Annotated in this window: 19 protein-coding genes and 1 tRNA gene; 16 read left to right on the forward strand and 4 right to left on the reverse strand. The window is 65.4% G+C overall.

From position 1 onward, the window contains the following. Positions 1-6 precede the first annotated feature (6 nt). Positions 7-753 (forward strand): lysophospholipid acyltransferase family protein, encoded by a 747-nt coding sequence (locus BLW48_RS21695; RefSeq protein ID WP_093177416.1) that lies wholly within the window; start codon positions 7-9, stop codon positions 751-753. 180 nt (positions 754-933) lie between these two features. On the opposite strand, the gene BLW48_RS21700 is transcribed toward BLW48_RS21695, so the two are convergent. Both BLW48_RS21700 and BLW48_RS21705 read right to left on the reverse strand, forming a co-directional pair. Further along, positions 934-3936, reverse strand: a complete 3003-nt coding sequence (locus BLW48_RS21700; protein WP_093177418.1) for a hypothetical protein — start codon at positions 3934-3936, stop codon at positions 934-936. Positions 3937-4208: 272 nt separating this feature from the next. Next, positions 4209-4283, reverse strand: a tRNA-Arg gene (locus BLW48_RS21705). A 230-nt stretch (positions 4284-4513) separates the two neighbouring features. On the opposite strand from BLW48_RS21705, the gene BLW48_RS21710 reads away from it, so the two are divergent. The 4 genes from BLW48_RS21710 to BLW48_RS21725 all read left to right on the forward strand — a co-directional run bounded on the left by BLW48_RS21710 (position 4514) and on the right by BLW48_RS21725 (position 8598). After that, positions 4514-5533 carry a Bug family tripartite tricarboxylate transporter substrate binding protein gene (locus BLW48_RS21710; protein ID WP_093057507.1) on the forward strand — a complete coding sequence of 340 codons (1020 nt, stop codon included), beginning with the start codon at positions 4514-4516 and terminating at the stop codon, positions 5531-5533. Between the two features lie 124 nt (positions 5534-5657). Then, entirely contained in the window at positions 5658-6179 is a 522-nt protein-coding gene (locus BLW48_RS21715) for a tripartite tricarboxylate transporter TctB family protein (RefSeq protein WP_093177419.1), read from the forward strand. A gap of 24 nt (positions 6180-6203) precedes the next feature. Continuing rightward, positions 6204-7739, forward strand: coding sequence for a tripartite tricarboxylate transporter permease (locus BLW48_RS21720; protein ID WP_093057509.1), 1536 nt, complete (start codon positions 6204-6206; stop codon positions 7737-7739). 22 nt (positions 7740-7761) lie between these two features. Next, positions 7762-8598: a cytidylate kinase family protein gene (locus BLW48_RS21725; protein WP_093177421.1), complete on the forward strand. Its 837-nt coding sequence runs from the start codon at positions 7762-7764 to the stop codon at positions 8596-8598. Positions 8599-8880: 282 nt separating this feature from the next. Here the strand turns inward: BLW48_RS21725 and BLW48_RS21730 are convergent, their stop codons facing one another. Then, positions 8881-9489 (reverse strand): Crp/Fnr family transcriptional regulator, encoded by a 609-nt coding sequence (locus BLW48_RS21730; RefSeq protein ID WP_093057638.1) that lies wholly within the window; start codon positions 9487-9489, stop codon positions 8881-8883. Positions 9490-9642: 153 nt separating this feature from the next. On the opposite strand from BLW48_RS21730, the gene oxc reads away from it, so the two are divergent. From oxc to BLW48_RS21785, 11 genes are all read left to right on the forward strand, one after another. After that, positions 9643-11469, forward strand: a complete 1827-nt coding sequence (oxc, locus tag BLW48_RS21735) for an oxalyl-CoA decarboxylase (RefSeq protein WP_093177422.1) — start codon at positions 9643-9645, stop codon at positions 11467-11469. Between the two features lie 31 nt (positions 11470-11500). After that, positions 11501-12763: a formyl-CoA transferase gene (gene frc, locus BLW48_RS21740; RefSeq protein ID WP_093177424.1), complete on the forward strand. Its 1263-nt coding sequence runs from the start codon at positions 11501-11503 to the stop codon at positions 12761-12763. Positions 12764-12837: 74 nt separating this feature from the next. Then, on the forward strand, positions 12838-13284 hold the full coding sequence (locus tag BLW48_RS21745; RefSeq protein ID WP_093079768.1) for a PAS domain-containing protein: 447 nt from the start codon (positions 12838-12840) through the stop codon (positions 13282-13284). Continuing rightward, positions 13281-14528, forward strand: coding sequence for a formyl-CoA transferase (gene frc, locus BLW48_RS21750; protein WP_093057514.1), 1248 nt, complete (start codon positions 13281-13283; stop codon positions 14526-14528). The genes BLW48_RS21745 and frc (BLW48_RS21750) overlap by 4 nt, the downstream gene beginning before the upstream one ends. Before the next feature lie 238 nt (positions 14529-14766). Beyond that, positions 14767-15084 carry an HAD family hydrolase gene (locus BLW48_RS21755; protein WP_093057515.1) on the forward strand — a complete coding sequence of 106 codons (318 nt, stop codon included), beginning with the start codon at positions 14767-14769 and terminating at the stop codon, positions 15082-15084. Between the two features lie 32 nt (positions 15085-15116). Continuing rightward, entirely contained in the window at positions 15117-16289 is a 1173-nt protein-coding gene (sucC, locus tag BLW48_RS21760; protein WP_093177425.1) for an ADP-forming succinate--CoA ligase subunit beta, read from the forward strand. A gap of 220 nt (positions 16290-16509) precedes the next feature. Next, positions 16510-17409 carry a succinate--CoA ligase subunit alpha gene (sucD, locus tag BLW48_RS21765; protein WP_093177427.1) on the forward strand — a complete coding sequence of 300 codons (900 nt, stop codon included), beginning with the start codon at positions 16510-16512 and terminating at the stop codon, positions 17407-17409. 51 nt (positions 17410-17460) lie between these two features. Continuing rightward, on the forward strand, positions 17461-18237 hold the full coding sequence (locus tag BLW48_RS21770; RefSeq protein ID WP_093177428.1) for a fumarylacetoacetate hydrolase family protein: 777 nt from the start codon (positions 17461-17463) through the stop codon (positions 18235-18237). 47 nt (positions 18238-18284) lie between these two features. Next, positions 18285-19301, forward strand: a complete 1017-nt coding sequence (locus BLW48_RS21775) for a 2-dehydropantoate 2-reductase (RefSeq protein ID WP_093177591.1) — start codon at positions 18285-18287, stop codon at positions 19299-19301. Beyond that, the gene (pyk, locus tag BLW48_RS21780; protein WP_093057520.1) at positions 19298-20716 is read left to right on the forward strand and encodes a pyruvate kinase; all 1419 of its coding nucleotides are present in this window, start codon (positions 19298-19300) and stop codon (positions 20714-20716) included. Before BLW48_RS21775 ends, pyk begins: the two co-directional genes overlap by 4 nt. A 79-nt stretch (positions 20717-20795) precedes the next feature. Further along, the gene (locus BLW48_RS21785; RefSeq protein ID WP_093177430.1) at positions 20796-21743 is read left to right on the forward strand and encodes a LysR family transcriptional regulator; all 948 of its coding nucleotides are present in this window, start codon (positions 20796-20798) and stop codon (positions 21741-21743) included. A gap of 42 nt (positions 21744-21785) precedes the next feature. On the opposite strand, the gene BLW48_RS35445 is transcribed toward BLW48_RS21785, so the two are convergent. Beyond that, positions 21786-21950 (reverse strand): hypothetical protein, encoded by a 165-nt coding sequence (locus BLW48_RS35445; RefSeq protein WP_176928890.1) that lies wholly within the window; start codon positions 21948-21950, stop codon positions 21786-21788. Positions 21951-22595 lie beyond the last annotated feature (645 nt).

The raw sequence follows: 22595 nt of genomic DNA on the forward strand, positions 1-22595 counted from the left end.
GCCCCGATGGTTCATTCGTTGAAAGCCTGCTGGCGCCTGCTGCACGCGGTGGGGCATGCGCTGGTCGGCTGGTGGACGATTCGCTTCACCTTTCCCAGCCTCGAGCAGGCAGAGCGCAATGCGCGCGTGCAGGCATGGTCGAAGCGCATGCTCGAGATCATGGGCATCACGCTCAAGGTGCAGGGCACGCCGCCGCCCGAGGGGCCGGTGCTGCTCATTTGCAATCACCTCTCGTGGCTCGACATCACCTGCCTCCATGCGGCGCGCCATGTGCGCTTCGTGTCGAAGTCGGACGTCAAGAACTGGCCTCTGATCGGCACGCTTTCCAACGGCTCCGGCACGCTCTACATCGAGCGCGAACGCCGCCGCGACGCACTGCGCGTGGTGCACCACATGACCGAGGCGCTGCGCAACGGCGACCTGATCGGCGTGTTTCCCGAAGGCACGACCAGCGACGGCCGCGGCCTGCTGCCGTTCCACGCCAACCTGCTGCAGGCGGCCATTTCTTCCGGCGCGCCGGTGCTGCCCGCCGCGCTGCGCTTTGCCGATGCCGCCACCGGCGAGACCAGCCAGGCCCCGCGCTACATCGACGACGACAGCCTCGCCGCCTCGCTGTGGAATACGCTGCGCGCGCCGCCGCTGCTGGCCATCGTGCGCTTCGGCGAGCCGCAGGACCCGCACGGCCGCGAGCGCCGCGCCTGGGCGCAGTCGCTGCACGAAGACGTGCAGCAGTTGCGCCGCGAAACACACTGAAGTCAAAAAAAAGCGCTCCTCGAGGGAGCGCTTAACGACGCAGGAATGCGCCGTGAGGAGGAACCGGGAGCCCTTCGGCAAATGCTGCCTGCCGAAGACCTTCAAGCCTCCACTTTGACCGCGTGCGCGGCCCGTGCCTGCGGGATAAGGCAGGCCGGGCGCGTGGGTGCTTGCCTACAGTCAGCCCAGCAGGCCGTGCAGGATGTTGGTGACCGGGCTCACGACGTGGTTCACCGTCTGCTCGACCTGGCTGGTGATCGGCGCCACCACTTCGGTCAGGCCCGAGCCGACGGCATGGCCCGCGCCTTCGACCACGCTGGCCACCGTGTCGACCACCGGCGCCACGACACCCGTGGCCCCTGCCAGGATGTCCGTTGCCGGAGCCGCGGCGTGGGAGACCGTGCTGCCCACGGTCTCGACTGCCGGAGCGACTGCGTCGCCCGCCGGCTGCAGGACGTTGGCCACGGCGCCGTCGCCGCCCAGCGCGCCGAGCAGACTGCCGACGAGACCGTCCGCGCCCAGCAGACCGCCGACCAGGCCGTCGCTGCCCAGGAGGTTGCCCACGATGCCGTCCTCGCCGAGAACACCACCGAGCAGGCCGCCACCGCTGCCACTGCCGCCGCCGAGTACGCCGCCAAGGAGGCCATCGTCACCCAGGACACCGCCCAGGAGACCGCCGTCGCCGCCGGTCACGCCGCCGAGCACGCCACCCAGCAGGCCATCGTCACCCGGGACACCGCCCAGGAGACCGCCGTCGCCGCCGGTCACACCGCCGAGTACGCCACCCAGCAGGCCGTCGTCACCCAAGACACCGCCAAGGAGGCCACCGTCCCCGCCGAGTACGCCGCCCAGCAGACCGCCTTCGCCCAAGACGCCACCGAGGAGGCCACCGTCGCCGCTGAGTACGCCACCCAACAGGCCGTCGTCACCAAGGACACCGCCGAGGAGACCACCGTCACCACCGAGTACGCCGCCCAGCAGACCGCCTTCGCCCAGGACACCGCCGAGGAGACCGCCGTCGCCGCCGAGCACTCCGCCCAGCAGGCCGCCATCACCCAGGACCCCGCCGAGGAGGCCGCCATCGCTGCCAAGCAGACCGCCCAACAGACCACCGTCACCCAGTACGCCACCGAGCAAGCCGCCGTCACCGCCCAGCAGGCTGCCGAGCGGGCCTTCGGCTCCGAGAAGGCCGTCGTCGGCCAGAACGCCACCCAGCAGGCCATCGTCACCGAGAAGGCCGCCCAGCAGGCCGTTATCGCCCAGCACGCCGCTGAGCAGGCCGCCATCTCCCCCGAGCAAACCGGCCAGGGGTGTCTCGCTCAGCAGGTCGCCGACCACGCCGTCGGGTCCGAGCAGGCTGTCGACCAGCCCGCCTTCGCCAAGCAGGCCGCCGGTGAGGCCTTCGCTGCCCAGCAAGCCGGCGAGCGAGCCGTCGCCGCCGAGCACGCCGCCCAACGGGCCATCGTCGCCGAGGAGGCCGTCAACACCGCCGAGCACGCCGCCAAGCAAGCCACCGTCACCGCCAAGCAGACCGCCCAGCAGGCCGTCGTCACCCAGCACGCCGCCAAGCAGGCCGCCGTCGCCGCCGAGCACACCGCCCAACAGGCCGTCGTCACCCAGCACGCCACCGAGCAAGCCGCTGTCACCGCCGAGCAGGCCACCCAGCAGGCCGTCGTCGCCAAGCACTCCGCCAAGCAAACCGCCGTCGCCGCCGAGCAGACCGCCCAGCAGGCCGTTATCACCCAGGACGCCACCGAGCAGACCGCCGTCACCGCCGAGCAGGCCGCCAAGGAGCCCGTCATCGCCAAGCAATTGCCCGATCAGACCGTCTTCGCCGAGCACGTTGCCCAGCAGGCTGCCGTCGCCCAGCAGGCCTTCGAGCACCTGCCCGACCACGCCGTCGGTGCCGACCAGTTCGTCCACGAGGCCGTCGATGCCAAGGCCGGTGGTCACGCCGCCGAGCAGGCCTTCGCTGCCGAGCACGTTTTCGAGGATGTTGCCCAACGCATCGGTCAGGTAGTCGACCTGGCCGATCAGCGACCCGACGAGCGCGTCAGTCAAGCCGTCGCCCAGCAGGCCGTCCACCACGGGGGTGAGCACGCCGCCGATGTTGACGGCCAGGTTGTCGACGGTGTTGTCCAGCGGATCGAACGCGTTCGGATCGTCGGGCCTGAACTCGTTGCCCGCGATCGGCGAAAGCACGTCGTCCAGCAGATCCGTGAGGCCGTCGGCTGCGGGCATCAGCGATGCCAATGTGCCGGATGAACTGGCGGCGACGCTTCTGGCCGCAGCGGCGCTGCCACCTCCGAGGCCGAGGACGTTGTCCAGGGAGCCGAGCAGATGGCCGGCGAGGCTGTCGCCTGGATCGAGCAAGTGGTCGGCGTCGGCGTCAGCGTCTGCGTCTGCGTCTGCATCCGCGTCTGCATCCGCGTCTGCATCCGCGTCGGCATCAGCGTCCGCATCTGCATCGGCGTCTGCATCCGCATCTGCATCCGCGTCAGCGTCAGCGTCAGCGTCACCGTCTGCATCCGCGTCGGCATCCGCATCCGCATCCGCATCTGCGTCGGCATCGCTGTCGCCAACGCCCGGAACGAAGAAAGGAACCGCGCCGCCGTCGCTGCCGCCGCCACCGCTCAGCGCGGCGCCGAGCGCGACGGCACCCAGTGCGCCGAGCGCGAATTCACCCAGCCCGATGCCGCTGCCGGCAGCGGTCTTCTTGCTCACCGCAAGCGCTGCGGCTTCCGCGTCGCTGTCGGGCGAAGTCACTTCCAGGTCGCCCGAGGCCACGTCCACATTCACTTGCTCGAGGCCGCTGGCCAGCTTGGTCGTGCTGATGGTGGCGTCGGTGCCGCCCGTGAAGACGCCGGACAGCGGCGCCTTGTTGGTGGCCGATCCGGGGAAGAGAACGTTGGCGTGGCCGTCCTGCGGAACGATCACGCGGTCGCCGGCCATCAGCGCCTGGCTGCCGTCGACGGGAATCGAGACGCCGTCGCGCATGAGGACCGTGCCGGGCGTGGCGTTCGACAGCGATCCGATGCCGGCCGGCGCCGCGGGCTGAACTGCGGCGGCGGTAGTGCCCATGGGGGCAATCGGCTTCACTGTCGCCTGGGCGATGACCACCGGCGCAGCACCGTTGTCGGCGCCTCCGGCGATCGAAGAAATCGATGCATTGGCATCCGTCATGGCAGTCTCCTCGGTGGTGGGACTTACTGACGGGGCAACTTGCGTGCCGCATTTTCGCGATGCATCGAGCGCGCAGGCGCCGAATGTGCAAGCTATTGATTCATATGAATTTTTTGCCGAATCAGTGCCGCGATGGAGATCGGCGAAAGCCCTTGGCTGAGCGCTCTTCGGCGCTTGTTACGTAGCGTTGTTACGCGCCGGGGTCGTAACGAGTGCTCGCGCAACGGCAGTCGCCGAAGGCTTCGGCAACGGGTATCTGAACAGGGGCCTGCTGGTGCCTTCGACAGGAATCGAACCTGTATCTGAGTCTTAGGAGGACCCCGTTCTATCCATTGAACTACGAAGACGGATTGAGGCGAGAGGAGAGGAGACCCCGCTGCGCGCCGCGATTTTATAGGCTTGGCGATGACAGGACGCGCAGGGCCCGCCAGCGCGGGCTAACCCGAATACGAAATCTGCGAAAAGTTGACCGCGATCAAGCAGGCGTGAATCAGTGGCGCGCACCATCGTGCCGGTCCGTATCTCTGCTCAGATCCAAGAACAAAAAAGAGCGAAACACTACACAGGAGACAACCTGATGAAGAAGATCGCTTCGCTCGTTCTGGGCCGTACGAAGGTCGTTGCCGCGGCCGTCCTGGCGCTGGCAGCCGCTACGCCCGCCCTCGCATGGGAACCCACCAAGCCGGTGGAGTTCGTGATTCCCGCCGGCACCGGCGGAGGCGCCGACCAGATGGGGCGCCTGCTGCAGGGCATCGTCATCAAATACAAGCTGATGAAGGAGCCGCTGATCGTCGTCAACAAGTCGGGCGGCGCGGGCGCCGAGGGCTTTCTGGCGGTGAAGGAAGCCAAGGGCGATCCGCACAAGATCGTCATCTCGCTGTCGAACCTGTTCACCACGCCGATGGCTACGGGCGTGCCTTTCAACTGGAAGGACATGACACCGGTCGCCATGCTGGCCCTCGACCAGTTCGTGCTGTGGACCAACGCGACCGAGCCCTACAAGAACGCCGGCGAGTACATCACCGCAGTGAAGACCGCGGGGCCGAGCAAGTTCAAGATGGCCGGCACGGGCTCGAAGCAGGAAGACCAGATCATCACGGTCGCGCTCGAGAAAGCGACCGGCACCAAGTTCATCTACGTGCCGTTCAAGGGCGGCGGCGAGGTGGCGGTGCAGCTGGTGGGCGGCCATGTGAATTCGACGGTGAACAACCCGATCGAGGCGGTGGCGCAGTGGCGCGCGGGCAAGCTGCGCGCGCTGTGCGTGTTCGACGACGAGCGCATGCCGTTCAAGGCCAAGGTCACGGACACGCAGTCGTGGAACGACATCCCCACCTGCAAGGAAGCGGGCGTGCCCACCAAGTACACGATGCTGCGCGGCATCTTCATGCCGCCCGGCGTGACGCCCGACCAGCTCGCGTTCTACAAGGACCTGCTGGTCAAGGTCGCCGCCACGCCGGAGTGGAAGGAGTACATGGAGAAGGGTGCCTTCAACCCGACCTTCATGACCGGCGACGCCTTCGCGAAATGGCTCACCGAGGCCGAGGCCACGCACCGCACGCTGATGGCTGACGCGGGCTTCCTCGCAAGCAACAAGTAGCCGACAGGTCGCGACGGCGGCGCACGCCGCGCGGCACCCGCAGAGTGCCGGCGGCCCGACGGACGGCGTGCGCGCCGCATCCGTCCCTTCCTTCTTTCTCACACACAACCACGATGGGGGCTCCATGGAGCACGACGAAACATCCGAGGGCCCGGCGCGTTCGGGCATCTCCACCCACCTGGTCGAAGCGGCGGTGGCATTGGCGCTGCTGGTGATCGGCCTGGTGGTGGTCTTCGAGGCGCGCAAGCTCGGCGCGGGCTGGACCAGCGACGGCCCCGGCGCGGGCTACTTCCCGTTCTTCATCGGCGTGATCATCACGATCTCGGGCGCCGGCATCCTCTACCAGGCACTGCTCGGCAAGAGCCGCAACACCGCGGTGTTCGTCGATTCGGTGCAGCTCAAGCGCGTGCTGTCGGTGCTGGTGCCGGCCACGGTCTACGTGCTGGCGATCACCTTCCTCGGCATCTACCTGGCATCGGCGATCTACATCGCGCTGTTCATGGTGGTGCTGGGCAAGTACGCGTGGCTCAAGAGCGTGCTTGCCGCGCTGGCGGTCAACACGCTGTTCTTCTTCATGTTCGAGGTCTGGTTCAAGGTGCCGCTGTTCAAGGGCACTCTCGATCCGCTTCGATTCCTCGGCTACTGAACCTACTCACGGAGCACAAGCGAAATGGAAGAAATCAGTGCCCTGATGCAGGGCTTTTCAGTGATCCTCACGCCGATGAACATCGGCCTGATGTTCGTCGGCATCATCCTCGGCGTGTTGATCGGGGTGCTGCCAGGCCTCGGCGGCGCCAACGGCGTGGCGATCCTGCTGCCGCTCACCTTCACGATGTCGCCGACCTCGGCCATCATCATGCTGTCGTGCATCTACTGGGGTGCGCTGTTCGGCGGGGCCATCACCTCGATCCTGTTCAACATACCGGGCGAGCCGTGGTCGGTGGCCACCACCTTCGACGGCTATCCGATGGCGCAGAACGGCCAGGCCGGCGCGGCACTCACGACAGCCTTCACATCGTCGTTCGTGGGCGCCTTTCTCGCGGTGGTGATGATCACCTTCCTCGCGCCGCTGGTCGCCAAGTTCGCGCTCAAGTTCGGTTCGCCCGAATTCTTCGCGGTGTACTTGCTGACCTTCTGCAGCTTCGTCGGCATGGGCAAGGGCTCGCCCTTCAAGATCCTGGCGTCGATGGCGCTGGGCTTCGCACTTGCGAGCGTGGGCATGGACACCGTCACCGGCCAGCTGCGCCTGACCTTCGGCCAGCCCGAGCTGATGCGCGGCTTCGACTTCCTGATTGCGGTGATCGGCCTGTTCGGCATCGGCGAAATTCTGCTGTCGATGGAAGAGGGCCTTAAGTTCTCCGGCAAGAGCGCGAAGATCGATCCCAAGGTGGTGTGGCAAACGTGGAAGCAGTTGCCCAAATACTGGGTGACCTCGATCCGCAGTTCGCTCATAGGCATCTGGATGGGCATCACGCCTGGCGGCGCAACGCCGGCCTCGTTCATGAGCTACGGACTTGCCAAGAAGATGTCGAAGAAGGGCGCCAAGTTCGGCACCGGCGAAATGGAAGGCGTGGTCGCACCCGAAACCGCCGCGCACGCCGCCGGCACCAGCGCACTGCTGCCCATGCTGGCGCTGGGCATTCCTGGTTCGCCTACCGCTGCCGTGCTGCTGGGTGGCCTGCTGATCTGGGGCCTGCAACCCGGGCCGCTGCTGTTCGTCGAGCAGAAAGACTTCGTCTGGGGCCTGATCGCCAGCATGTACCTCGGCAACATCGTCGGCCTGATCGTGGTGCTCAGCACCGTGCCGCTGTTCGCGTCGATCCTGCGTATTCCGTTCTCGATCATCGCGCCGGTGATCATCGTGATCTGCGCGATCGGCGCCTACACCGTGCACAACGCGATGCTCGACATCTGGTTCATGCTCGGCTTCGGCGTGATGGGCTATCTCTTCAAGAAGCTCGACTTTCCGCTCGCGCCGCTGGTGCTTGCGCTGGTGCTCGGCGACAAGGCCGAAGACTCCTTCCGCCAGGCCATGCTGGTGTCGCAGGGCGACGTGATGGTGATGTTCTCGAACCCGCTGGTCGGCGGCATCACCACGCTGGCGCTGGTGCTGCTGTTCTGGCCGCTGATCTCGAAGGCGCTGGCGCTGCTCAACAGAAAGCCGAAGAAGCCCGACGAGTTCGCGGTCGAACGGCCGGTGGACTGAAACACAACGAGGAGCCAAAGACATGCCTGTGATCGCACTGACCCAGGAGATGGGTTCCCTCGCGAAAGACGTTTCGCTGAAGCTCGCCGAAACGCTCGGCCTCGCCGTGATGCGACATGAAGTCATCGAGCACGTGGCAGACCGCATGCAGGTCTCCACGAGCCTGATCGGCCGGCTGCGCGGCGGCAAGGCCGGCCTGGTGGAGCGCCTGACCACCGACTCGCGCAGCGTGGCGCTCTACACGGCCGAGGAACTGTTCGCGTTGGCCGACCGTGGCAATGTGGTGCTGCGCGGCTGGGGTGCCACCTGCCTGCTGCGGCCGGTGCCGCACGTGGTGTGCGTGCGCATCACGCGCTCGCTGAAGAAGCGCGTCGAGTGGCTGATGAGCGACCTCGAAACCGACGACGCCGAATTTGCCGAAGCCGAGATCCGCCGCAGCGACCAGGCCCATGCCGCGCGCATGCACGCGCAGTTCGGCGTGACCTGGGGCGACCCGGTGCTCTACGACCTGGTGCTCAACACCGATCGCCTGTCGATCGAGAGTTGCGTCGAGCAGATCCGCCTGATGGTGAACCGGCCCGAGTTCGCAGAAACGCCGGCGTCGCGCGCGCTGCTTGCCAACATGGCGCTGGAAGCGCGTGTGCGCGCCGCGCTGAAGGAGCATGAGGCAACGCGCGACATCAACGTGACGATCACCGCGAACCAAGGCGAGGTGATGCTGCGCGGCATCGTGCTCAACAGCGATGAGCGGGCGCAGGCCGAGGCGGTTGCTGCGGAGGTGTCGGGAGTCAGTGGTGTCCACAACCAGCTCAGGTTGATGGCAAGCACGCGGCGCTTTGCTTCGGCGAAGCAGACGTGAGTTGGTTCGGGGCGCGCTCACGCCGACGGGGTACCTTGCTCCGCGAATGTCCCCCGGCCTGCGGCCTCCTCCTTTATTTCGCTGCGCAAGGCACCCCATCGACGTGATCGTTCAGCGCAGCGTTTGATCGGCCCGCACAACGACTGCGCCGATGTGCGAATGGCATCGGGTGCTCCCCGCAGCGAAATAAAGGAGGAGGCCGAAGGCCGGGGGACATTCGCGGAGGGGAGTACCCGGTGTCATTCGCACGCACCCCGAACAAACCCGAACGAACGAAAGAAGCTAAATCTTCCCGCGCTTCCTCAACCGACTAAGGGTTTCTGCTGAGAGATTCAGATACGAAGCCAGCTCCTTGCTCGGAATCCGGTCCTCGAGCTCCGGATGCTTTCGGATGAACCGATGCACGCGCCCTGCCGCATCGAGCAAATGCAGCGTGATCGTGTGCGCCATGATCTCGCTCATGCCCCGCATCACCAGGAACTCGAACAGTTCCTTCGTCTCCGCATGTCGGTTCAGAAAGGCGATCCATTCCTTCAGCGGAAGGCTCGCCACCCGCGCCTTCGTCACGCAGACGATGCCGTAGGGCGTGGGCGTGCCCAACCGCAGCGCGGCATAGCTCGTTTCCATGTCGTTCTCGTCGGCGAAGCGAAGGATCATTTCCTTGCCCTCCGGGTTGCTCACCACCCGCTTGAGGATGCCGTCGAGGATGAAGTATTGCTCCATCTCCCGCACGCCCTGATGCAACAGGAATTCGCCCTTGTTGCCGTCCACGATGACGAGATGGGTTTCCAGTTCGGCGCGGTCGGCTTCGCTCAGGTCCTTGAGAAGGATGTTCTGCCGGAGCTGGGCACGAATGATGTTTTTCTCCGGGTGGTTTTCCAACAACGTCATGGTCACCGTCTTGCTCGATTTTTTCGCTGCCGGCGCCATTCATCGGGGCGCGCCGTTTTCGGGAAAGTTGACCGAGGTCAACGGCCGAAAGCTTGAGCCCGAATCATAGTCTTGGCTCGGGCCTTGGCCATTCACCCATGCAGAAGGAGAGACATGTCTTCAGTCAGAACAGAGAAAGAGGCAACCACCACGCTGGACGATGCCCTCAAGCCCGTGAAAACCCGCGATGCCGATGGCGAACAAGTGGTTCGCGCCATCAAGAGCTTGACGGAAGACGCGCCGGCCGCCGAGACCATCGACGGCTTCCATCTTGTCATCGATGCGCTCAAGCTCAACGACATCGACACCATCTTCGGCCTGCCCGGCATCCCGATCACCGACCTCACGCGCATGGCCCAGGCCGAAGGCCTGCGCGTCATCTCGTTCCGCCACGAGCAGCACGCCGGCAACGCCGCAGCAGCAGCAGGCTTCCTCACGCAGAAGCCCGGCATCTGCCTGACCGTGTCGGCCCCCGGTTTTCTCAACGGCCTCACCGCGCTGGCCAACGCCACCACCAACTGCTTTCCGATGATCCTCATCAGCGGCTCCAGCGAGCGCGAGATCGTCGACCTGCAGCAAGGCGACTACGAGGAAATGGACCAGCTCGCCATCGCCAAGCCGCTGTGCAAGGCCGCCTTCCGCGTGCTGCATGCTGAAGACATCGGCGTGGGCATTGCGCGCGCCATCCGCGCTGCGCTGTCGGGCCGCCCGGGCGGTGTGTACCTCGACCTGCCCGCCAAGCTGTTCGCCCAGACCATGGACGCAGCGGCCGGCAAGAAGTCGCTCATCAAGGTCGTCGACCCCGCGCCGCGCCAGATCCCCGCGCCCGACGCCGTGAAGCGCGCGCTCGACCTGCTCAAGGGCGCAAAGCGCCCGCTGATCCTGCTCGGCAAGGGCGCCGCCTACGCACAGGCCGATGCCGACATCCGCGCATTCGTCGAGAAGACCGGCATTCCCTACCTGCCGATGTCGATGGCCAAGGGCCTGCTGCCCGACACCCATGTGCAGTCGGCCGCGGCCGCGCGCTCCTACGTGCTGCAGGAAGCCGACGTGGTGCTGCTGGTCGGCGCGCGCCTGAACTGGCTGCTCTCGCACGGCAAGGGCAAGACCTGGGCGCAGGAAAAGGGCGCCAAGCAATTCATCCAGATCGACATCGCGCCGACCGAGATCGACAGCAACGTCGCCATCGAAGCGCCCGTGATCGGCGACATCGGCTCCTGCGTTGCCGCGCTGCTGGCCGGCATCGATGCCAAGTGGGCCAAGCCGCCGGCCGAGTGGACCGGTGCCATTGCCGAGCGCAAGGACAAGAACCTGTCGAAGATGGCCGTCACGCTGGCCGCCCGGCCCTCGCCGATGAACTTCCACAGCGCGCTCAGCGTGATCCGCGACCAGGTGAAGGCGCGGCCCGATGCCATCGTCGTCAACGAAGGTGCCAACACGCTCGACTTCGCGCGCAGCATCGTCGACATGTACGAGCCGCGCAAGCGCCTCGACGTGGGCACCTGGGGGATCATGGGCATCGGCATGGGCTTCTCGGTGGCCGCGGCCGTGGTCACCGGCAAGCCGGTGATCGCCATCGAGGGCGACAGCGCCTTCGGCTTCAGCGGCATGGAGGTGGAAACCATCTGCCGCTACAACCTGCCCATCTGCGTCATCGTCTTCAACAACAACGGCGTCTACCGCGGCACCGACGTGAACGCCAGCGGCACACCCGACGTGGCGCCCACCGTGTTCGTCAAGAACGCGCGCTACGACAAGCTGATGGAAGCCTTCGGCGGCGTCGGCGTGCATGCCACCACTGCCGATGAACTCCAGAAGGCCCTGGCCGAGGCCGTCGCCTCGGGCCGGCCGACCCTGATCAATGCCGTCATCGACGAGACCGCGGGCACCGAAAGCGGCCGCATCACGAGCCTGAACCCCAGCACGGCGAAGAAGAAGTAACCCGAGTTCCATCATTCAAGGAGATATCCAAATGAGCAGCAGCAACAACAAACCACTCAGCGGCATCAAGATCATCGACTTCACGCACGTGCAAGCCGGTCCCGCCTGCACGCAGATGCTGGCCTGGTTCGGCGCGGACGTCATCAAAGTCGAGCGCCCGGGCGCCGGCGACGTCACGCGTTCGCAGCTGCGCGACATTCCCGATGTCGATGCGCTGTACTTCACCATGCTCAACAGCAACAAGCGCTCGCTGACGCTGGACACCAAGCAGCCCGAAGGCAAGGTCGTGCTGGAGAAGCTGATCCGCGAATCCGACGTGCTGGTCGAGAACTTCGGCCCAGGTGCGCTCGACCGCATGGGCTTCACCTGGGAACGCATCCAGGAACTCAACCCGAAGATGATCGTCGCCTCGGTCAAGGGCTTCAGCGACGGCCACCACTACGACGACCTGAAGGTGTACGAGAACGTCGCGCAGTGCGCAGGCGGTGCCGCATCGACCACCGGCTTCTGGGACGGCCCGCCCACCGTGAGCGCTGCCGCCCTTGGCGACAGCAACACCGGCATGCACCTGGCCATCGGCATCCTCACGGCCATCATCGGCCGCCAGCAGACCGGCAAGGGCCAGCGCGTGGCCTGCGCGATGCAGGACGCAGTGCTCAACCTGTGCCGCGTGAAGATGCGCGACCAGCTGCGCCTCGACAAACTTGGCTACCTGGAGGAATACCCGCAGTACCCGCACGGCACCTTCAGCGACGTGGTGCCGCGCGGCGGCAACGCCGGCGGCGGCGGCCAGCCGGGCTGGGTGCTCAAGTGCAAGGGCTGGGAGACCGACCCGAACGCCTACATCTACTTCACGGTGCAAGGCCATGCCTGGGCTCCGATCTGCGACGCCATCGGCAAGCCCGAGTGGAAGACCGACCCCGACTACACGACCCCGAAGGCACGCCAGCCGCACATCACCGACATCTTCGCGACCATCGAAGGCTGGCTGGCCGACAAGACCAAGTTCGAGGCGGTCGACATCCTGCGCAAGTTCGACATTCCCTGCGCGCCGGTGCTGACGATGAAGGAACTGCTGCACGACCCGTCGCTGCGCGCCAGCGGCTCCATCGTCGAAGTGCCGCACAAGGAGCGCGGCAGCTACTTCACCGTGGGCAGCCCCATCAAGTTCTCGGACCTCAAGCCCGAGATCACCGGCTCGCCGCTGCTTGGCGAGCACACCGACGAAGTGCTGGCGGAGCTGGGCTACAGCAAGGACCAGATCTCCAACCTGCGCGAAGCCAAGGCTGTGTAGGCCGGGTTCGCTGCGGGGGCTTCATCCCCTGCAGTGAACGACGACATGTAGACAGGTAGCGCCGGGAGGCACGTATGCAAACGAACCTGGATTTCAAGCAGCTCGTCGAAGGCGCCGGCGACGCGATCATGGTGTGCGATGCGGCAGGCGCGATCACACTGTGGAACCGCGCCTCCGAGCGCATCTTCGGCTTCACCGAAGCCGAGGCGCTCGGCAAGTCGCTCGACCTGATCATTCCCCAGCGCCAACGCCAGCGGCACTGGGACGGCTACAACAAGACGATGGAAACCGGCGTCACCAAGTACGGCGCCGACCTGCTGCGCGTACCGGCGCTGCACAAGGACGGGCACACGCTGTCGATCGCCTTCACGGTGTCGATGCTGTTCTCCGCCGATCACGAGGTCACGGGCATCGTTGCCATCGTTCGCGACGAGACCGCCCGCTTTGCCGAGGAGCGCAAATTGCGCGCCCGTCTGGTAGAAGTCGAAGCCACGATGATCAAAGAAGGAGACAGTCAATGAGCAAAGCACTCGAGGGCGTTCGAATCCTCGATTTCACCCATGTGCAGTCCGGCCCCACCTGCACCCAACTGCTGGCCTGGTTCGGCGCCGACGTCATCAAGGTCGAGCGTGCAGGCGAAGGCGACGCAACGCGCGGCCAGCTGCGCGACATTCCCGGTGCGGACAGCCTCTACTTCACGATGCTGAACCACAACAAGCGCTCGATCACGCTGGACACCAAGAAGCCCAAGGGCAAGGAAGTTCTCGACAGCCTGATCAAGACCTGCGACGTGCTGGTCGAGAACTTCGCGCCCGGCGCACTCGACCGCATGGGCATTACCTGGGCCCATATCCAGAAGCTCAACCCGCGCATGATCGTGGCTTCGGTCAAGGGCTTTGGCCCCGGCAAGTACGAGCACTGCAAGGTTTATGAGAACGTGGCCCAGTGCGCCGGCGGCGCGGCATCGACCACCGGTTTCGAGGACGGCCCGCCGCTCGTGACCGGCGCGCAGATCGGCGACAGCGGCACCGGCCTGCACCTGGCGCTCGGCATCCTCGCCGCGCTGTTCCAGCGCAACAGCACCGGGCGTGGCCAGCAGGTGCTCGCGCCCATGCAGGACGCCGTGCTCAACCTGTGCCGCGTGAAGATGCGCGACCAGCAGCGCCTGGAGCGCACCGGCACCATGCACGAGTACCCGCAGTACCCCGACGGCAAGTTCGGCGATGCGGTGCCGCGCGCCGGCAATGCATCGGGCGGCGGCCAGCCCGGTTCCATTCTCAAGTGCAAGGGCTGGGAGACCGACCCCAACGCATACATCTACTTCATCACGCAGGCGGCCGTGTGGCCGGCGGTGTGCAAGGTCATCGGCGAAGAGGGCTGGATCAACGACGAGGCCTACGCCACGCCGGCCGCGCGCCTGCTGCACCTGAAGCCGATCTTCGCGCGCATCGAGCAATGGACCATGACCAAGACCAAGTTCGAGGCCATGGACATCCTCAACGAGTACGACATTCCCTGCGGGCCGATCCTCTCGATGAAGGAGATCGCCGCGGACGAATCGCTGCGCGAGACCGGCACCATCGTCGAGGTCGACCACCCGGTGCGCGGCAAGTACCTGACGGTGGGCAACCCCATCAAGATGTCCGACAGCCCGACGGTGGTGACGCGTTCGCCGCTGCTCGGCGAACACACCGAGGAAGTGCTGCGGCAGCTCGGCTACGGCGCGGACGAGCTGGAGACATTGCGGGCCGAACGCGTGATCTGAGGCACGGCGGGCGCAGACCCGCCCGCCTGCCATCGTGAGTTGAAAGAAAAAGCGCTGCCCGCGGGTGGCGCGGAAGGCCCTTGGGCGCGTGGATTTGGCGCCTTCCATGCATAACTCATAGCGAATGGTTTTTATAAATTCATTTAATTTTTATTTATTATCCATCGACCCTACATTTTGAACTCGCCGGGATTTTTCATCCGATTCATCAATTCGGCATTCATTCAAGGAGAAGGTCATGGAAAACCATTCACCCATTCAGTACTGGCGCGACGAAATCGAGCGCAATGCCTATAACGCAGCATTCTTCGAATTGGGGCTGCGCTGGCATTGGGACGGCGAAACCTACGACCGCCTGATGGGCCTGAGCCAGAGCGCCAACGAGCGGATCGGCCACTACCTGAAGACCCATCAGCCGCATCTGCTGAAGGCTTACGACGCCGAATTCCTGGCCGAGGCAATCGAGCAGAAGAAGGAATTGCACAGAAAGCGGGAAATGGCTTCGTCGAGCTATTTCAATTGGGCGGAAAGCCACGGCGTCGAGCTCGGCGCCTGAAATTCCTTGCAAATAAACAGCCTGCTGCGACCATGAACATCCACGAATACCAGGGCAAGGACGTGTTGCGCCAATACGGCGTGGCGACACCCCGTGGATTCGTCTGCCGTTCGCCCGACGAGGCGGCAGACGCCGCCGCCCGTCTCGGTGGCCGGGCCTGGGTGGTCAAGGCGCAGATCCATGCGGGCGGCCGCGGCAAGGGCGGTGGCGTGAAGCCCGCGTGGTCCGTCGCCGAAGTGCGGCGGCACGCGGACCAGATGCTCGGCATGACGCTGAAAACACCGCAGACCGGCCCCGAAGGCCGCGTGGTGAAGCGGCTCCTGGTCGAGGAGAGCGTCGAGATCGACAAGGAGCTGTACCTCGGCTTCGTGGTCGACCGCAATTCACAGCGCGTGGCGCTGATGGCGTCGAGCGAAGGCGGCATGGACATCGAGGAGGTGGCCGCACGCACGCCCGAGAAGATCCACAAGCTCTTCATCGATCCGGACACCGGCCTGCGGATTGCCGATGCAGACGGCATCGCGCGCCGCATCGGCATCTCCGAGCGCTCGGTGGTGCAGGCGCGCGTGTTCATGCAGAACCTCTACCAGGCCTTCGATGGCAGCGACGCTTCGCTGGCCGAGATCAATCCGCTGGTGCTCACACGCGACGGCCGAGTGATTGCGCTCGACGCCAAGTTCGACTTCGACGCCAACGCGCTGTTCCGCCAGCCGGAGATTGCCGCGATGCGCGACTTCGACGAAGAAGATCCGGTGGAGGTCGAGGCCTCGAAGTTCGATCTTTCATACATCGCGCTCGACGGCGACATCGGCTGCCTGGTCAACGGCGCCGGCCTTGCGATGGCGACGATGGACGCAATCGAGCTCTACGGCGGTTCGCCCGCCAACTTCCTCGACGTGGGCGGCGGTGCAACGGCGGAGAAGGCGACCGAGGCCTTCAAGCTGATGCTGCGCAACCCGAAGCTCAAGGCAGTGCTCGTCAACATCTTCGGCGGCATCATGAAGTGCGACGTGATCGCGCACGGTGTCGTCACCGCAGCGCGAGAGACCGGCCTCACCGTGCCACTGATCGTGCGCATGAAGGGCACCAACGAGGACCTGGGAAGGACCATCCTCGCGCAGTCTGGACTGTCGATCATCAACACAGACGACATGGCCGAGGCTGCGCAGCGGGCCATTGGTGCGGCTCGGAACTGGATGCGCTAGGTATGAAAGCCTGCTCCCTCTTTCGCTGCGTCGTTTCGGGGTGCGCTCACGCCGACGGGGTACCTTGCTCCGCGAATGTCCCCCGGCCTTCGGCCTCCTCCTTTATTTCGCTGCGCAAGGCACCCCATCGGCGTGATCGTTCAGTGCGGTCGTTGATCGGCCAGGGCCAGAGCTGTGCACGCACCCCGAAGCCAAGCAACCCCAAGATGGAGCAAATGAAATGTCCATCCTGATCAACAAGCACACCCGCGTCATCACGCAGGGCATCACCGGCAAGACCGGCAGCTTCCACACACAGGCTTGCCTTGAATACGGCAACGGCAAACACTGCTTCGTCGCAGGTGTGAATCCGCTGAAAGCAGGCGGCTCGCTGGCCGGCATCCCGATCTTCGGCACCGTGCAAGAAGCAAAGGCCGAGACAGGCGCCACCGTCTCCGTGATCTACGTGCCGCCAGCCTTCGCCGCTGCAGCAATCGACGAAGCAGTCGATGCTGAACTCGACCTCGTCATCTGCATCACCGAAGGCATCCCGGTGCGCGACATGATCCGCACCCGCCACCGCATGCAGGGCCGCAAGACGTTGCTGCTCGGACCCAACTGCCCAGGGCTCATCACGCCCGGCGAAATCAAGATCGGCATCATGCCGGGCCACATCCACCAGCGCGGTCGCATCGGTGTCGTCTCGCGCTCGGGCACGCTGACCTACGAGGCCGCGAGCCAGCTCGCGAGCTTCGGCATCGGGCAGTCGACCGTGGTCGGCATCGGCGGCGACCCGGTCGGCGGACTGCGGCACATCGACGTGCTGAAGATGTTCAACGACGACCCGCGCACCGACGCCGTGATCATGGTCGGCGAGATCGGCGGCGATGCTGAAGAGGAGTGCGCGCGCTGGATTCGCGATCACATGCGCAAGCCCGTGGTCGGCTTCATCGCAGGCGCCAGCGCGCCGCCCGGCAAGCGCATGGGCCATGCGGGCGCCATCATTTCCGGCGGCCGTGGCACCGCCGAGGAAAAGCTCGCGGTGATGAAGGAATGCGGCATCCACGTGACGCGCAATCCGGCCGAGATGGGAAAGCTGCTCGCCTCGCTCGTCATCCCCGACTACCTCCCGTTCGACTGACTGACGGTAGGCCGCCCAGAATTTTCATCAATCCAGAAAGCAGATAACAACATGGAACAGCAGCAGAGGAAATGGGTCCGCTTCGAGCATGCCGGTGGCATCGGCTTCGGCACACTGGAAGGCGATGCCGTGCACGAGCGCCAGGGCGACATGTTCGGCAGCTCCGAGCTCACGGGCCGCGTGTTTGCGCTGGCCGGTTTGCAACTGCTCACGCCCACCGAGCCGACCAAGGTGATCGCGCTGTGGAACAACTTCCACGCATTGGGCGCGAAGCTGAGCCTGCCGGTGCCGGCCGAGCCGCTGTACCTGCTGAAGACGCCCAATTCATATCTCGCCCCCGGCGCACCCATCCGCAAGCCGCTGTGCGACGGCAAGGTGGTGTTCGAAGGCGAGCTCGGCATCGTGATCGGCAAGACCGCCACCGCCGTCTCCGAAGCCGATGCGCTCGATCACGTGTTCGGCTACACCTGCGCCAACGACGTGACAGTGGCCGACATCCTCAACCGCGACGCATCGTTTGCGCAATGGGTGCGCGCCAAGGGCTTCGACACCTTCTGCCCGATGGGCCCGGTGGTTGCCACCGGCCTCGATCCCGCAACGCTCACCGTGACCACGCTGCTCAACGGCGAGGTGCGACAGAACTACCCGATCAGCGACATGCGATTTTCGGTGCAGCAACTCGTGAGCCTCATCTCGCAGGACATGACGCTGCACCGCGGCGACGTGATCCTCTGCGGCACCTCGGTCGGCGTCGGCTCCATGAAGCCCGGCAGCCTCGTGGAGATCGAGATCGACGGCATCGGCAAGCTCAGCAACCGCTTCGGCTGACACATCGCCGAAGGGTCGCGCAACGAATTCAACTCTTGGGGATCGACATGAAGATTGCAATCATCGGCGCGGGCGCCATCGGCGGACTGGTCGGCGCAAAGCTCGCGCTGGCCGGCGAGGACGTGACGTTCATCGTGCGCGGCGCCAACCTCGATGCCATTGGCAAGAACGGCATCAAGCTGATCTCGGCCGAAGGCGAGGAGCAGGTGGCGCGCAACGTCAAGGCCACCGACCGCTATGACGAGGCCGGCCCGCAGGACATCGTCGTCCTCGCGATGAAGGCCCACCAGGTCGAGGCGGTGGCCAACGACGTGCCAAAGCTGTTCGGGCCCGAAACGGTGGTCGTGACGATGCAGAACGGCATCCCGTACTGGTACTTCCACCAGCACGGCGGCGCGCTCGCGGGCACGCCGGTGCGCAGCGTCGATCCTTCGGGGCTCGTTGCCACGAAGATCCCTGCGCAGCGCGTGATCGGCTGCGTGGTGTATCCGGCATCGGAGCTGATCGCGCCTGGCGTGGTCAAGCACATCGAAGGCGACCGCTTCCCGGTCGGCGAGCTCGATGGCTCGGCGAGCGAGCGTGTGAACCGTGTCTCTGCCTGCTTCACCGGCGCAGGCTTCAAGGCGCCCGTGCTCGACAACATCCGCTCGGAGATCTGGCTCAAGCTGTGGGGCAACCTGACCTTCAACCCGATCAGCAGCCTCTCGCATTCGACCCTGGTCGACATCTGCCAGTACCCGCCTTCGCGCGAACTTGCCGCCGCGATGATGCGCGAGGCCCAGGCCGTTGCGCACAAGCTCGGCATCGAGTTCCGCGTGACGCTCGAAAAGCGCATTGCGGGCGCGGAGAAGGTCGGCAAGCACAAGACCTCGATGCTGCAGGACGTGGAAGCAGGGCGCGCACCAGAGATCGATGCGCTGGTGGGTGCGGTGGTCGAGCTGGCCCGTCTCACCGAAACCCCGACGCCGCACATCGACACCGTCTACAGCCTGGTCAAGCTGCTCGCGCGCACCATGGAAGACCAGCGTGGCCGCGTCAAGCTCCATGAAATGACAGCAGCATGAGACGCACACGCAGCGCAAAGATCGTCGCCACGCTCGGCCCGGCCACCACCGACGAGCCGGCCATCCGCGCGCTGTTCGAGCGTGGCGTGGACGTGTTCCGGCTCAACTTCAGCCACGGCACGCAGCACGACCACGCGCGGCGTCTGGAGACCATCCGCCGCCTCGAGAAGGAATTCAACCGGCCCATCGGCATCCTGCTCGACCTGCAGGGGCCAAAGCTGCGGCTGGGCACTTTCGAAGGCGGCCGTGCGCAGCTCGACGCGGGCGCGCGCTTCCGGCTCGACATGGACAAGACCAGCGGCAGTGCACGCCGCGCGCCGCTGCCGCATCCGGAAATCTTCGCCGCGCTGCAGGACGGCACCGAGCTGCTGCTCGACGATGGCAAGCTGCGGCTGCGCGTGGACAGCCACGGCGCCGACTTCGCCGAGACAACGGTGCTGGTCGGCGGGCCGATCTCCGACCGCAAGGGCGTGAACGTGCCGAGCGTGCTGCTGCCGATCTCGCCGCTGACGCCGAAGGACCGCGACGACCTCGACTTCGGCCTGTCGATGGGCGTCGACTGGGTTGCGCTCTCGTTCGTGCAACGGCCGGAGGACATCGAGGAAGCGCGCGCCATCATCGGCACGCGCGCCTGGATCATGGCCAAGCTGGAGAAGCCCGCGGCCATCGAGCATCTGGATGCGATCGTCGCGCTGTGCGACGGCCTGATGGTGGCGCGCGGCGACCTCGGCGTGGAACTGCCGCCCGAGCAGGTGCCCGAGCTGCAGCGCCTGATCGTGCGCGCCTGCCGCAAGGGCGGCAAGCCGGTGGTGGTGGCGACGCAGATGCTCGAATCGATGATTGCTTCGCCGGTGCCCACGCGCGCCGAGGTGTCAGACGTTGCAACCGCCATCTACGACGGCGTCGATGCGGTGATGCTCTCGGCCGAATCGGCCTCGGGCAAGTACCCGCTCGAAGCGGTCGCGATGATGGACCGCATCATCGTGCGCGTGGAGGCCGATCCTTCCTACCGCGCGGGCATCGACGCCACGCACGATGCGGCGCTGTCGACCACGGCAGATGCTGTCTGCGCCTCGCTGCGCCAGGTGGCCGCGCTGCTCGCGCCGGCCGCCACCGTGACGTACACCTCCTCGGGCTTCACCAGCCTGCGCGCGGCGCGAGAGCGCCCGGCGGTACCGATATTGAGCCTCACGCCCGACACCGTCGCGGCGCGCCGCATGGCGATGGTCTGGGGCGTGCATGCGGTGCTGGTCGACGACGTGCACGACGTGGGCGAGATGATCGAATGCGCCTGCCGCACGGCACGCGCCGAGGGCTTCGCGAAGGCGGGCGACGACGTGGTGGTGGTCGCGGGCCTGCCCTTCGGGCAATCGGGCACCACCAACCTGCTGCACGTCGCGCGGATACCGGACTGAAGCGGACTGAGCGCGCGGCGCCAGCGCAGGCGTTGTCGCGCTGTACGATGCCGCTCGACTGCAGCCATCCTCTTTCCCGATGAAGCATGCGACCCTGCGCCAGTTGAAAGTCTTCGAGGCAGTGGCGCGGCTGCTGAGTTTTTCGCGCGCGGCCGAGGAGCTTCACCTCACGCAGCCCGCCGTCTCCACGCAGGTGCGCAAGCTCGAGGAGCACGCGGGCAATGCGTTGTTCGAGCAGTTCGGCAAGAAGATCTATCTCACGCCTGCGGGCACCGAGCTGCTGCAGATCAGCCGCGCGATCATCCAGCAGTTCGAAGCGGCCGAGAACGCGATGATGCAGTTCAAGGGCGTCTCGGGCGGCAAGCTCAACGTGGGTGTGATCAGCGCGGGCGACTACTTCTTTCCGCGCCTGCTGGTGGAGTTCGCGAGCCGGCACCAGGGCGTGACGTTGAACTTCACGGTGCACAACCGGGCGGGGCTGCTGACCCACATCGCAGAGAACCTCACGGACCTCGCGATCATGGTGCGGCCGCCGACCGACCTGGACACCGTCAACCAGCCCTTCGCGCCGCACCCTTACGTGATCGTCGCGGCACCGAGCCATCCGCTGGTGGGTGTGAAGAAGGTCCCGATGGCACGGCTGATGCGCGAGCCCTTCGTGGTGCGCGAGAAAGCATCGGACACCTGGCATTCGATGGAAGACGGCTTTGGCGGCGATCTGAGCGGCATCAACATCGCGATGGAGATCCGCAGCACCGAGACCATCAAGCAGGCGGTGATCGCGGGCATGGGCGTGAGCTTCGTGTCGGCCCACACGGTGAGCCAGGAGATGCGCGCGGGCAGTCTCTGCGTGCTCGACGTCGAAGGCTTTCCGCTGATGCTCAACTGGTACGTGGTGCACCGCCGAAGCAAGCGCCTGCCGCCGGTGGCGCAGGCCTTCAAGGACTTTCTGCTGAGCGACGGGCCGTCGCTGATCTCGCAGATCGTGCCGTTCGGGAACCACAAAGAAAAAGAGCGCGGCGAGTAACTCGCGCGCGCTCTTTGTGGGGGAGAGGTCCGGTGCGGCGGCTCAACGCTGCACGGCCGCCCTGCGGCGTTGCATCAGCGCGGCACGTGCGGCCTTGTAGAAGATCACGATGGGCATTGCGGCGAACAGTTCGCGCATTGCGTCGTTGGCGGTGGACGACGAGGCCGGGGTACGGAGGCTGCTGGAATTCAGTGTGGTGTGGCTCATTGAGGGCTCCAAAGGATTGAATCTAAAAGACCGAAGGGATTACCCTGAATTTTAGGGTTTACCCTAGACGAGAGCAAACGCCATTTTCGCGTTTCTTGACCTAGGTCAATTTTTTCGGAGGCAGACAGGTTCTTGCGTAGGCCTGGAACCCGTCTGCAGGAGCGCTTCCGGAGCACATGAGCGAGCGCGCAACGCGCATCGCAAATTCATGAAGGCCATCGCACTCGCCATCGAAAGTTCGCGCGAAGACTTCCGCGATTTTTTCTTCATCGCACCATGCTGCCGCAATGTCGCTGCAATGCCGTCGCATCGCGCGATGCACATCGCATGCAGCGCGATGCACGCATGCATCGCGGTGTGTTTCGAACGGCATCGACACACACAAAGCGCGCGTGCAACGAGGCCTCGTGCTAGGGATATCACGGGGGTCCCACGAGGGCGCGATTCGTGTGAACTTGACTGAGGTCAAGAGTTTTTGAGTCGCTCAGTCCGACAGTCATTCACGCGCAGAAAACTGGTGATCCCAATGCCGTGTAGCGATGCCAAGGAAACCTCGTCGCCTTTCGATGCGCACCGATCGCTCGACTGATTGCTCTGTATTCGCAGCCTGTCGGATTTAAACGAAAACACCAAGGACAACTCCAT

The organism is Variovorax sp. YR266, from assembly GCF_900107295.1.
Classification (GTDB): Bacteria; Pseudomonadota; Gammaproteobacteria; order Burkholderiales; family Burkholderiaceae_C; genus Variovorax.